The 14103-nt window shown below is 36.9% G+C and carries 8 protein-coding genes; 7 read left to right on the forward strand and 1 reads right to left on the reverse strand.

From position 1 onward, the window contains the following. Window positions 1-23 precede the first annotated feature (23 nt). From JM84_RS09690 to JM84_RS09720, 7 genes are all read left to right on the forward strand, one after another. Window positions 24-1067 carry an NAD(P)-dependent alcohol dehydrogenase gene (locus JM84_RS09690; protein ID WP_013752192.1) on the forward strand — a complete coding sequence of 348 codons (1044 nt, stop codon included), beginning with the start codon at window positions 24-26 and terminating at the stop codon, window positions 1065-1067. A gap of 145 nt (window positions 1068-1212) precedes the next feature. Next, on the forward strand, window positions 1213-1836 hold the full coding sequence (locus JM84_RS09695) for a fasciclin domain-containing protein (protein ID WP_144784019.1): 624 nt from the start codon (window positions 1213-1215) through the stop codon (window positions 1834-1836). 213 nt (window positions 1837-2049) lie between these two features. Then, window positions 2050-7089, forward strand: a complete 5040-nt coding sequence (locus tag JM84_RS09700) for a translocation/assembly module TamB (RefSeq protein WP_144784021.1) — start codon at window positions 2050-2052, stop codon at window positions 7087-7089. Between the two features lie 3 nt (window positions 7090-7092). Continuing rightward, window positions 7093-9363: a BamA/TamA family outer membrane protein gene (locus JM84_RS09705; RefSeq protein WP_144784023.1), complete on the forward strand. Its 2271-nt coding sequence runs from the start codon at window positions 7093-7095 to the stop codon at window positions 9361-9363. Between the two features lie 135 nt (window positions 9364-9498). Next, window positions 9499-10752 carry an NAD(P)/FAD-dependent oxidoreductase gene (locus tag JM84_RS09710; RefSeq protein ID WP_013752188.1) on the forward strand — a complete coding sequence of 418 codons (1254 nt, stop codon included), beginning with the start codon at window positions 9499-9501 and terminating at the stop codon, window positions 10750-10752. 607 nt (window positions 10753-11359) lie between these two features. Next, window positions 11360-12847, forward strand: coding sequence for a malate dehydrogenase (quinone) (mqo, locus tag JM84_RS09715; RefSeq protein ID WP_144784025.1), 1488 nt, complete (start codon window positions 11360-11362; stop codon window positions 12845-12847). Then, on the forward strand, window positions 12848-13348 hold the full coding sequence (locus JM84_RS09720) for a peptide-methionine (S)-S-oxide reductase (protein WP_013752186.1): 501 nt from the start codon (window positions 12848-12850) through the stop codon (window positions 13346-13348). Here the strand turns inward: JM84_RS09720 and JM84_RS09725 are convergent. Further along, window positions 13345-14100, reverse strand: a complete 756-nt coding sequence (locus JM84_RS09725) for an acyl-CoA desaturase (RefSeq protein ID WP_013752185.1) — start codon at window positions 14098-14100, stop codon at window positions 13345-13347. The genes JM84_RS09720 and JM84_RS09725 overlap by 4 nt on opposite strands. Window positions 14101-14103: the final 3 nt, after the last annotated feature.

Below are 14103 nucleotides of genomic sequence, written 5' to 3' on the forward strand. Positions count from 1 at the left end.
AATAATAAATTAAATAACCAACTATGACAGAAGTAAAAGCATATGGCGCTCAAGATAAAGAAGCCGACTTAAAAGAAATGACTATAAAACGTCGTGATACACTATCTACAGATGTAAAGATAAAAATTACATATTGTGGTGTTTGTCACAGTGATATACATACGGTAAGAAGTGATTGGGGACCAGCAATGTACCCAGTAGTTCCAGGACATGAAATTGTAGGAGAAGTAATAGAAGTAGGATCTGATGTCACAGGATTTAAAAAAGGAGACGTTGTAGGAGTAGGGTGTCTAGTAGATTCTTGTCAAGAATGCTCATCATGTAAAAGTGACCTTGAGCAATTCTGTAAAGAAGGAGCGACATGGACTTACAACAGTAAAGACAAGCATACAGATGGGCACACCTTTGGAGGGTATTCTCAAGAAGTAACTGTAGATCAAAATTTTGTACTTAACATACCAAGTAATTTAGATATTAAAGCCGTTGCACCTTTATTATGTGCAGGTATTACTACATTCTCACCGTTGCACCACTGGGGTATCAAGGAAGGAATGAAAGTAGGAATTGTAGGTCTAGGTGGACTTGGTCATATGGGAATTAAGTTTTCTCATGCAATGGGAGCAGAGACAGTAATGATCACCACTTCAAAAGGAAAGGCAGATGACGCAAAACGCCTAGGTGCAGATAGCGTGCTGATCTCTAAGGATGAAGATGCGATGGAAGAGCAACACGGAACTTTTGATTTTATATTAAACACAGTCCCTGTAAGTCACGATATTAATCCATATTTAGCATTGTTAGGCGTAGATGGAACAATGTGTATGGTAGGAGCTATAGAACCATTACCAGATGTTCATGGTGGTAATCTTATTATGGGACGTAAAAGTGTTGCAGGTTCTCTTATAGGAGGAATTAAAGAGACTCAGGAAATGCTAGATTTCTGTGGCAAGCACAATATTGTAAGTGATATTGAAATGATTGACATGAAAAATATCAATGAAGCCTATGAGCGAGTACAAAATAATGATGTAAAATATCGATTTGTAATTGATATGGATACCCTATAGTAGGTGTCTTATTTATTAAAAAGTTGTAAAAAGCGAGCTGTAATAGCTCGTTTTTTATGTTTTTAACGTCTTTACATTTAGTTTTAACGATAACTTAGCGGAGTTTCTATTATGTGCTTGTGATATTTGTAAAAAAAGAATTAGCATGTTTTTAAACAAAACGATACTGTTAGTAGGGTGTATATCTGCATTCGTTACGCTATCATCTTGTGATAATAAACAAAGAGATCAACAAATACGTGAAGAAGCTGAGCGTGAGATTGTGCAAAAGAAATTATCAGAAAAAGCCTTAAAAGAACAGATAATAATTGAAGATAATAAGGTACATGGAATAGTTTCTAAAATTAACAATACCGAAGAGCTTTCTGAATTTGAATTACAAATTAAGGAACTAGATTTGGATGAATGTTTAGTGAACCAAGGATTTCTTACCATATTCGCCCCAAATAATAAGGCGTTTAATAATGAAAACTTAGGTGTCTTAGATAAGAAATCTAGTGATTATGACAAGTCTGAGGCAAAAAAAGCACTCAAGTACCATGTAGTTAAAAATAAGTGGACAGCAGAAAAACTAGAATCAGAAATTATAAAGAGTGGCGGTTCTTTAGAATTGACTACCCAAAATGGAGGTAGCATCCGCGCGACAATAGATAAAACAAATATCATTCTCAATGATGAAAGCGGCCATACTGCTAGAATACTATCTGCAGATATGAGTCCCTCAAACGGTTCTTTGTATATTATAGACAGCGTTTTAATGGCTGACTAGCTTTTCAATTAGCACCTTTCGTGAGAATAGTCAAATATCTCCTCTATTTATTTGTAAGTGATTTTATCACGCTTTCGCGAAAGCGTAACCCACAACAATGTTAAAATTTTAATAGTAGGTTGATACTATTTAACAGAAGATTACGTCGTCAAATTATGTTAAAAGCGATTATCGACGTTAATTTGTTAAAGCTTATCAAACCCTCTATTTTCATTGTCAGAAGAACAACAGTCTATCCCAAAAAAGCCTAAGAGAAAATATCGATGGCTTCGCATTATTGGTCGAATCTTACTGATCATATTTCTTATATTATTCTTACTTGTTCTATTCATACGCAGTGAGTGGGGACAGAATATTATAGTTTCTAAAGCAGTTACCTATTTATCTGAGAAGACAAATACCAAAGTTGAACTAGAAAGGGTGTTTATCACCTTCGATGGTGATATTGCGGTTGAAGGACTTTACATAGAAGATAAGAAGGGCGATACACTGGTTTACAGCAGATCATTAGAGGCAAATATCCCGTTTCTTCCTATATTACAAGGTTCTGGAATAGGGATAGAGGATGCACAGTGGGAAGGCGTTCGTGCAAACATCATAAGAAACGATAGTATCTCTGGATTTAATTTTGACTTTATAGCAGAAGCATTTGCTAGTCCTTCAACTGCGGAAGTAGATACCATTGCGACAAATCCCCTTGATATAATTATAGGAGATATTTCTTTAAAAGATTTTGACATCACTTACAATGATGGTGTAACTGGAATTACAAGTAGCTATGTTTTTGATGTACTAGAAGTAGAGATGGATGTAGTAGATCTCGACGCAATGAGATTCACTGCTAATAGCGGTTTAATTCAAAATGGACGCTTTAATATCTACCAAGTTCCTGTACCTTCAGATCCGAATGCAGAAGAAATTCCGTTGCCATTTCTAGCTTTCGAAGAGTTAACACTTAACAACGTAAGCGGTAATTATACTGGCACAGAAGCAGGAATTGATTTTGACTTCGATTTAAAAGAACTATATGCCGAAATCCCAAAAGCAGATTTTAATACGTTTACCATTGATGTAAATACGATTAATATTTCAGATAGCAACTTAGGTATTGATATGACTACTGTTGCATCTGCTTCGACTATTGGCGCTACTAGTACTTCCATATTCCCTGCCTATAATATTCAAATTACCGAAGCACTTATTAAAAACACAGATGTTTCATATACTGTGGATGGTGCGACTTCCTCTAAGGGGACGTTTAATCCTAATGCAATCACTATTGAGAATATTGCCTTTGACGCAACAAATACATTTTTAAAAGATTTTAAAGCGGGTAGCACTATAGCGCATCTTTCGGGATATGAGTCAAGTGGTATTAACTTAAAATCTCTAGCAACTAATTTCCTTGTGTCAGAGCAGAATCTGACTATCGATGATTTGAAGCTTCAGTTAAATAATAGTGCTATAGATGGTTGTATATCAATGAATTACCCTTCATTTAAATCATTAACATCACAACCTGAAAAGGTGACTCTTGATGTATCGATACCAAGTTTTAGATTTGATGTAAAAGATACCTATCGTTTTCAGCCAGACTTGTTAAATAATGAATATATAAGAGCATTGAGTAAGCAGTTTTTAACTGGATTTGTAAATGCATCTGGATCATTAGCTTCACTTGATGTCCCATTATTACGTATGAATTGGGGTAAAGAAACATCGATTACTGCCAGTGGCGCTCTGAGTAATCTAAGCGATGTAGATAATCTCTACATGAACCTACCAGAGATACAAGCACAAACCACCAAGCGAGATATTTCTAAGTTTGTAAGTGCAGATTCCCTTTCAATTAACTTACCTGCGAAGTTTAACCTAGTGGGTAATGCAAAAGGTAGTATGGAAGATATAACTGCAAAGGCAGCATTGACTTCAAGCCAAGGTGCAGCAACCATAGTTGGTAGATTTAAAAATGGTAACACCATTGCATTTGAAGCAGATGTAGCTGTGCAGGAATATGCGATGGGAGAATTATTGGGCAATGACCAATTAGGAGCACTCACCTTATCTATTAAAACTAGTGGATCAGGAAGCACTATAAATACACTCGATGCAAGTCTAGATGCGACTGTAAATACTTTCCAATATAACAAGTATGCCATTAAGGACCTTAACCTCAAAGGTCAAGTCACAAATGGTAAAGGGGCATTTAAATCTACTTATAAAGATGAAAATCTTAATATGACGTTAGATGGATTAGTAGTGTTAGATTCTATAGCTCCTGAAGCCTCTATAGATCTAGACATTATAGGAGCAGATCTTCAAGCACTTGGTCTCATGCAAAGAGATGTGCGCACAGGTTTTAAACTAAAAGGAAATTTTAAGGGTAATGCAACGAGTTATGACGTAGCTGCTACGATGGATGATGGTATTGTTGTTTATGATGACCGCTCATACCTCATTGGGAACCTAGATGGTACTGCGAGAGTTCGCCCAGATAGTACCTCAGTTACTTTTGATAATAAAATCATGAATCTTGATTTAAAATCAAATGCAGATCCAGCACGCATAACAACAGCACTTCAGGATCATATTTATAGCTATTTTTATAGAGATGTGGCTGTTGCAGATACGCTAGCAAACCCTGTAAACCTTATTCTCAAAGGAAAAATCAGACAGTCTCCTTTACTTAATGAAGTCTTTTTAGTAAACATGAAAGATCTTGATACGGTATCCATAGATCTAGACTTTGCGCAAGCAGAGCGTGTCTTAAATGCTTCTATTAAAGCACCACATATTAATTATGGAGGTAATGAGATTGATAGTCTTGCTTTTGTAATGAATACAGATAAGGATGATTTTAATTTCAATCTAGGCTTTAAAGGAATTAAAGCTGGACCATTTGCTATTCAACGTACAGAGATAAGCGGTAATCAAACGAATAATGAGCTAGCATTAGACTTTCTTGCTTATGCTGGAGGGGATAAACTTATACAAGTTCAATCTGAAATTACAGGAAGTAGAGAAAATCTCCGTTTTCATGTATTGAGAGATAGTTTGATTTTTAATAAAAAACAATGGGGAATCCCTGTTACTAATGAAGTCCTCATCACAGATAAAAAATTATCCTTTAATGATTTTCGCTTTAAGCGAAATACCCAATCAGTAGAGATTACAGATAAGCTTCCTACCATTGAGAAAGACCATATTGCAATAGATTTTAGGAATTTTAAGATTAGCGAATTCTTAGCTTATCTCAATCCAAATGAGCAACTAGCTACTGGAAATCTTAACGGCGATCTGGTATTAGAGGAGCCATTTGGAGATTTAGGTTTCTTGGCTGACTTATATGTAGAAAATCTTGGTTTATTAGGAGAAAATTTAGGTACAGCAGAGCTTACAGGTAGGTCACTCAATGGAGACCGTTATGATTTTAATTTGGGCATTCAGGGTGGAAGTGTTGATCTTGATCTTACAGGTGATTATGTAGCAGATGTAGATGGCGCATTAATTAACATGGATCTCGATATTAACGAGATTAAAATGGAAGCTATAGATGGCTTTTCACTTGGAGAGCTTAAAGATGGCTCAGGAAGTCTTGAGGGTAATTTTAAATTAAATGGGGCACTAGCAAGCTTAGAATATCAAGGATTTTTGAGGTTTAAGAATGCTGGATTTATAGTGTCAAAGCTTAATGCTCCTTTTTCTTTAAAGAACGAAACAATCTCCTTAGATAACGATGAAATCTCAATGTCTAATTTTACAGTATTAGATGAAAAACAAAACACACTTGTAGTCTCTGGGCTCATTGGTACGGAGAGTTTTATTAACCCATCTTTTGATTTAACAATCAACGCAAAAGATTTTCAAGCTTTAAATGCTAAGCCAAAAGATAATGACTTCATTTATGGTACGGCTGTTTTTGATGCAAAAGCAAGTATCAAGGGGGATTTACAAATTCCAATTGTTACAGTGGACGCGACAGTAGGAGGTGCTACAGATGTTACTTATGTGATGCCTACGGCGGCAGCAAATATAGAATCTAGTGACGGAATCGTAGTTTTTGTAAATCGTGAAAATCCAGATGCCATACTTACAAGAACAGAAGAGGAGACCGGAACTATTACAGGTTTCGATTTCAAAGGACTTTTTAAGGTAAACAAAGAAGCGCAAGTAACTGTTCTTATAGATAAAGAAACAGGTGATAATCTTAAAGTACAAGGAGAAGGAGATTTTAATTTTACATTACAACCTAATGGTAGAATGACGCTCACGGGTGTGTACGACGTAACTAGTGGTCAGTATGAAATGAATCTTTACAATTTAGTGAACCGCACATTCAAATTAGATCCTGGTAGTAGAGTAAGCTGGTCTGGTGATCCATTTGATGCAAAACTTGATGTACGTGCTGTATATGAAGTGGAGGCTTCTGCATCACCTTTAATGGCAAGCGCAAATGCGGGAGCAGATCCTGCTCAAAGTAGTAAATACAGACAGCAGCTACCATTCTTAGTATATTTAAATATAGATGGCGAACTACTGAGTCCAAAAATTAATTTTGCTCTTGATTTGCCAGAAGATGAGCAAGGCGCCATAGGTGGCCAAGTTTATAGCCGTGTGCAGCAAGTAAACCAGCAAGAAGGAGAGCTCAACCGTCAGGTATTCTCATTGCTTGTATTAAATAGATTTTACCCAGATTCCAATTCTGATGGAAGTCGTGGTGGTTTTGCAAGTATTGCAAGAGATAACTTAAATGACGCTCTATCGGATCAGCTTAATATTTTTTCTGATAAGTTATTGGGAAAAACAGGATTTCAACTTGATTTCGGATTAGATAGTTTTACAGATTATCAAGGAACCACACCACAAGAGCGTACACAGCTAGATATTGCAGCACAACGTAAGTTTTTTGGTGATAAGCTTACAGTACGCGTAGGCAGTAGTGTTGATGTAGCTGGTCAAAGTGCCTCTGGCGAGAGCAATCCGCTCATAGGTAATGTGAGTCTTGAGTATGAGCTTACCGAGGATGGCCAATACCGTCTTAAAGGCTTCCGTCGTAGTGAGTTTGTAAATGTAATTGATGGGCAAACAATCGTAAGTGGTATATCTCTAATATTTCAGCAAGAGTTCAATAAATTTAGTCAGCTGTGGGATGCTATTTTAAGAAAGAAACAGCAGCAGCTTGTAGAGGAGGAAAAAGCCAAGAAAGAAGCAACTCCACCTCAGGAAACTATTGAAAACAATAAAAACAACTAGCACGTGCAATACCGATTATCTACATATTTTTCAGCTCTAGTTTTGATCGCTTTTTGCGCGTCGTGTAGTGTTGAAAAGTACATTCCAGAGGGAGAACGTTTATATACTGGCGCCGAAATTGTCATATCCCCAGATAGCACCATCACAAATCAAAGTTCGCTACAAACAGAGCTTGAAGGTGTGCTGCGACCTACACCTAATTCTAAAATCTTAGGAGGTTATCCTTATTTAAGTGTTTATTACAAAGCACAGCGTGAAAAACCAGGAGTAATCAATAAATGGCTTAATAAAAAGATAGGAGAGGAGCCTGTTTATCAATCTGATGTAGAAGAATTTGAAGTAGAATCATTACTACGTAACAGACTAGAAAATCGCGGATTTTTCTATAGTACGGTGAGTTCACGCTTTCGCGAAAGCGAGACAAAAAAAAGAGCATCTATTACTTACAACCTCAAAGTACCTACGCCATACCGCATGGAGACGTATCAACTTGATACGTTATCACCGCCTATTTATAGAGAGATGATAAGCACGGTGGCTTCCTCACCGCTTGAAAAAGGCATGAGATATGACTTGTCTAATCTTAAACTTGAGCGCGATCGTATTGATTATCTCCTTAAAAGAAAAGGATATTACAACTTCAATCCTTCGTTTTTAATATTTGAGATAGATACCAATCAATACAGCAATAAGCGTTTTGATATGTTCTTGAAGATTAAGAAGGATGTGCCTAATAAGGTCATTGTTCCTTACAAAATAAGCAAGGTAAATGTGTATCCTAATTATGCGCTCAAAGACTCGTTACAATCTGATGTGGTTCGCTTTGATAGTTTAAATTTTATTCAAGAAGAGCTTTATTTTAAACCTAAATACCTTGCGCCATTTGTACAACTTGAAGAAGGACAATTGTATCATCCAGATGTCTCCCGTAACACTGCGCGACGCCTGTCTACTATAGGAGCCTATAAATTTGTAAATATCCAGTATGACGAGATTGATAGCTTGCGCACAGATAGTTTAGGTATTCTTGAGGCAAATATTTACTTATCACCTTTAAATAAACGAGCCTTAAGAGCCGAAGTGCAAGCAGTAACTAAGTCTAATAATTTTGCTGGACCTGGACTAGCACTAACCTATAGCAATAGAAATCTCTTTAATGGTGGGGAGATTCTTAATATTACAGGATCTGCAGGATACGAAGTACAACTAGGAGGAGGAGAGTCATTAAGTAGTATAGAGCTAGGTCTGGCCAGCGAACTCGTATTCCCAAGAGTGATATTTCCTATTGATATTTCAACAGATTTTTTTGAGTATAATATTCCAAAAACGGTTGCAGCACTAGGTGTAGATTATTTGAGCCGTTCTAGATTATACACCTTATTGTCTGGTAATGCTGGATTTGGTTATGTGTGGGATGCAAATAAATATGTCACACACCGTATTAATCCTCTTTCTGTGAGCTATACGAGACTCTCTAATACTACGACAGAGTTTGAAGATATACTCACTGCAAATCCTTTGTTAAGACAGAGTTTTGATCAGCAGTTTATTGCTGGACATAATTATAGCTTCACGTATAATGGGATGGTAGAGACCCAGAAAACACATCAAATATTTTTCAATTCTAACTTTGAACTTGCAGGTAACGCCATTAGTTTGCTAGGTAAAGATGATGCAGACACTCAAAATAAAACATTTATAGGATTGGAATATGCACAGTTTGCTAAGTTAGATGTAGATTTTAGGTATCATTTTAATATTACAAATGAGCAAAAAATCGCAACGAGACTCTTTGCAGGATATGGGTATGCGTACGGCAACTCAGAGATATTACCATTTGTAAAGCAATACTATTCTGGTGGGCCATATAGTGTGCGCGCCTTTAGAATACGCTCTTTGGGGCCTGGAACATCTTCTGGAAACCAATCTAGCGGAAACTTCTTTGATCAAATAGGAAACATCAGGCTAGAGGCAAATGCAGAGTATCGTTTCCCAATTTTCAGTTATCTCAAAGGTGCCTTTTTTGTAGATGCTGGAAACATATGGAATAGCACAGAAAATGAAGATCTTGAAGGTAAAGATAAGTTCACCTCAGATTTCATTAATGAATTAGGAATAGGCGGTGGTTTTGGACTTAGAGTAGATGTTCAGGGCTTTGTGATTCGTTTTGATCTCGCAGCTCCTTTTCACGATCCATCATTACCGGAGGGCGAGCGATGGGATTTCAAATTTGACGAACCTATTTTCAACTTTGCTATTGGATATCCATTCTAAAACAATCTCGCTTTCGCGAAAATGTGAAACAAACTATTATTAGAAAGAAATCACGTCACAGCCAGGGGATTTTTATAGTACAAGAATTATCAAACCAACAGACCAAACAATACATACATACCTTATTTTTGAGTTATGAATCAAACCGACCAGAAGATTTACATCATAGGCGCTGGAATAAGCGGCCTTGTTGCAGCTATTAACTTAGAGAAAAAAGGCTACGCACCTATAATTCTTGAAGCGACAGATCGCATAGGGGGACGTGTAAAAACAGATATTGTAAAAGGATATCAGTTAGACCACGGTTTTCAAGTGTTACTTGAGAGTTACCCGAAAGCCAAAGAGTATCTCGATTACAAAAAGCTAGAGTTACAATCTTTTTTGCCTGGAGCTACTATTTACAAAAATAGAAACTCGCAATCTATAGGAGATCCTACACGTAGTTTTAAAATGCTCATCCCGACTATGAGCTCATCTATAGGTACACTGGGGGATAAGGTCAAAATTTTGAAACTTAATAAAAGTCTTAAGAAGAAATCGCTCGAGGATATTTTTAAAGAGGAAGAAAAGACTACCTTAAAGTATTTACAAGATAAAGGCTTTAGTAAATCGATGATTACAGATTTCTTTAAGCCGTTCTTTAGTGGGATATTTTTAGAATCTTCACTAGAAACATCTAGCAGGATGTTTGAGTTCGTTTATAAAATGTTTGGTACTGGTATGGCAACATTGCCAAAAGCAGGTATAGGAGCAATACCAAAACAATTACAAGAGCAGCTAGCAACTACTCAGGTTAGACTAGACACTGCTGTTAAGGAAGTGTCCGGGCAAACAATCACATTAGAAAATGGCGAGGTTCTAGAGAGTGACTACATCATCATTGCAACAGAGGCGAGTCACATAGTTCCTAACCTCAGAGGTCAAGAAACTCCATGGAAATCATGTGTAAACTTGTATTTTGAAGCAGATGCTCCTAAAGATCGTAAGCCGCTCATTGGTCTTGTGGCAGATGAGAATACTAGAATTAACAATATATTCTATCACGACACGCTAGAAACTGTTACAACAGGTGCAAAAAGTTTATTATCTGTTACCGTGGTAGATCATAATGATTTGAGCGTGGAAGCGCTTAGCGCAATGGTGTCATCAGAGCTCAGTACGTATTGTGGTATAAAAGGGACTACTTTTCTCAAATCATATGAAATAAGAAAAGCATTACCTGAGCTTAGCAATCTCCGTAACAATTGCGCGCCATCAGAAACGCAGCTTACTAACAACATTTTTCTTGCTGGTGATCATTTATTAAATGGATCATTAAATGCAGCAATGGTTTCTGGGGAGAGAGCAGCAGAAGGTGTAATCGAAAAAATAGAAGGACTTCTAAAGTAACTTCAGAAACATAAATTAATACTTGAAAGAGGCGATGATTTTATAATCATCGCCTCTTTTTTGTACAATACATTCTGGATGTAAAGCTAGTAAGTTTCGGAATATTCTAAAGCAGAATAGATAGCAAATTGCACTTAATTTTTGAATCCTCAGACTCAATAAATAATGCTTGTTTAAGACTTTTGTTTAGCAAATCAATGGCAAATGAATCATCAGTAATTGCTAACTATAGACGTTATCTATATAGAGTTTAAAATGATAGTAAAATTATTAAAATCAATTAGTTGTATAGTATTTTTAAAGTTATTGTTTAATCATAAAGAATAGCTATTTAAGATTGGCATCAGAGATTTTAAGATAATTTGTGATGATAAGTGCAAAGTGAAAAGAGTAGTCATTTTGAGGTTTTTGATTGCTGTATTAGGTTAATTTTTAGACAAGACTAAAAGTGTAAATTTATGATATTTGTGAGATTGTTGTGTTGCCTTTTTAGGCTTTCGCGAAAGCGTAATTGTTATTATTTACAATCTTTACCGACTCATTCTTTTTTGATGTTTTACTCAAACTCAACAAGCTTATTAATATCTTTAGAGTGTAAAAAATTACTATGACTGGAGCCATCCCAAAACAACATTACGACCTCATTTGTGTAGGCGGAGGAATTATGAGTGCAAATCTGGCATTGCTAGCCAAAATGATAAAACCAGAATTGAGCATCTTAATTTTAGAACGATTAGGAGATGTAGCTCAAGAGAGTTCGGCGGCATGGAATAATGCAGGAACGGGTCATTCTGCTCTTTGCGAACTCAATTACTGCCCTGAAGAAAGTGATGGTTCTGTTTCTATTGATAAGGCAATTAAAATATGCGAACAGTTTGAAATCACAAAGCAGTTCTGGGCGCATCTTGTAGAAGAAGGTCTTATAGAGGATCCTCAAGCATTTTTAAAGTCTATCCCACATCATAGTTGGGTGACTGGAGAAAAGAACGCAGATTATCTAGAGAAGCGTTATGAGGCGTTTAAAGATCACTTTATGTTTGATACTATTGAGTTTACTCGTAACGTATCAAAAATGAAGGAGTGGTTCCCGCTTATCATGAGGGGGCGCACAGAGGATGAGGTGATGGCAGGGTCGCGTATAGATCGAGGGACAGAAGTTAACTTTGGCGTTCTTACAAAGCGATTATATGAGATTCTAGAAACAGAATTTGATACTCCTGTTCATTTTCATAAAGAAGTAAAAGATCTCGATCCGCTTGAAAATGGGAATTGGACAGCATTTACAAAAGATTTAAAAACAGGAACTAAGCAATCTATAGAAGCAGATCATATCTTTATAGGTGCTGGTGGTGGTGCTTTACTGCTGCTAGAAACCGTTGAAATAGAAGAGAAAGATGGTTTTGGTGGTTTTCCCGTAAGTGGAGAATGGCTTGTTTGTAAGAACAAGGAAATTATAGATCAGCATTATGCAAAGGTGTACAGCAAGGCAGGCGAGGGCGCACCACCTATGAGCATGCCGCATCTAGATACTAGATATGTAGATGGAGAGCGACAATTAATGTTTGGTCCCTTTGCTGGTTTTAGCCCTAAGTTTTTAAAGGAAGGATCTAATTTTGACTTGCTCGACAGTGTGACGTTTAAAAATATACCTTCTATGCTTGGTGCTTTCTGGCATAATCTAGATCTCACCAAATATTTGATAGGTCAGATCACCATGAACTTTGACGATCGCATGAAAGACCTACGCACTTTTATAAAAGATGCAAAAAATGAAGACTGGCGTATAGAAGTGGCTGGACAGCGCGTACAAACCATAAAACGAGATGAGTTTGAAGGTGGTAAACTTGAATTTGGTACTCAAATCGTAAGTGGTTCTGATGGGAAGATTACTTGTTTACTCGGGGCTTCACCAGGAGCATCTACAGCGCCTAGAATTATGCTAGACGTACTAGAGAAGGCATTTCCGGAGATTATGGAAACAGCTGAGGGTAAACAACGTTTGAGTGAGATTGTACCTAGCTATAAGCAGGAAATAACAAAAGAGCATTTTAACCGTGAGTTAAAACGAACCTCTACATTATTGAACCTAGATTAATTGCAAGACAAGGAAATACATAAAATAGGATTTGGTGGCGGCTGTCACTGGTGCACAGAGGCGGTCTTCCAGTCCTTACTGGGTGTTGTAAATGTAGAGCAAGGGTACATTGCTTCAGAGGGTATAAACGCTTCCTTTTCTGAGGCTGTTATTGTGCATTATGATAGGAACGTCATACCGTTGGAGGTTTTAATCGAAATTCATCTTCTTACGCATAAGAGTACAAAGATGCACAGCATGCGAGATACATATCGATCTGCAGTGTATGTTTATAATGTTCGGGATAACGCTTTCGCGAAAGCGGTATTAAATAGTTTACAAAAAAGTAACGAAGAAAAGATAATTACTACTGTATTGCCTTTTAAAGACTTTAATCCTTCAAGAGAAGAGATTACAAATTATTACAAGAAAAATCCAAATAAACCCTTCTGTGAGCGTTACATATCACCTAAGCTGGGGGAACTTAAGAATACGTTTGCTCACAGAATGGTCGATTTTTAATGGTGTGAGTGCACGTCTATCGTGATGGGTTTCATTTTTATCACTCCTGTGCGGTGAAGCACTTTCATGATTACATAAGTAACATCAATCTCATACCAGTGTATCCCTCCAAAGTTAGGCCTAGCCGCAAATTTGTGGTGGTTGTTATGATATGCTTCTCCCATCATTAAGAAGTCAAAGCGGAATAAATTCTTAGAAGTGTCTTTAGTTTTGAAATTTGTATACCCTAGAATGTGACCAAACCAGTTGATAATCACTCCGTGTATAGGAGCCATCGCAAAGGCAACAGGTAACAATAACCACTGCCACCATGCTGTTGCAAATACGGCAAAGAAAGCGATATATAAACCTACCCAAAGTAAGCGTGATAGACGCGAGCTAGCGAAAGTGTCAAAACTCTTCCACTGTGGTACGTTTTTCTTAAACTTAGGGTCTACCTCAATACGATCGTTATTTATATCTTGATAAATAGTCTTAGTCTTCCACATCATTGCAAAAAGGTTTGCATCATAAGAAGGGGAGTGAGGATCCTTTTCTGTGTCTGTATAAGCATGATGCATGCGGTGCATAATCCCATAACCATAAGCACTTAGGTAACTTGGTCCTTGAAAAAGCCAGGTTAATATAAATGTGATTTTTTCTGTGGTTTTAGACATTGTAAATGTCTGGTGAGCTGCATATCTATGGAGAAAGAATGACTGAAAAAATAACCCGCTATACCAGAGGATTACTATAAAGAATATTATAAGCATTTT

Source organism: Dokdonia sp. Hel_I_63, assembly GCF_007827285.1.
Taxonomy (GTDB): Bacteria; Bacteroidota; Bacteroidia; order Flavobacteriales; family Flavobacteriaceae; genus Dokdonia.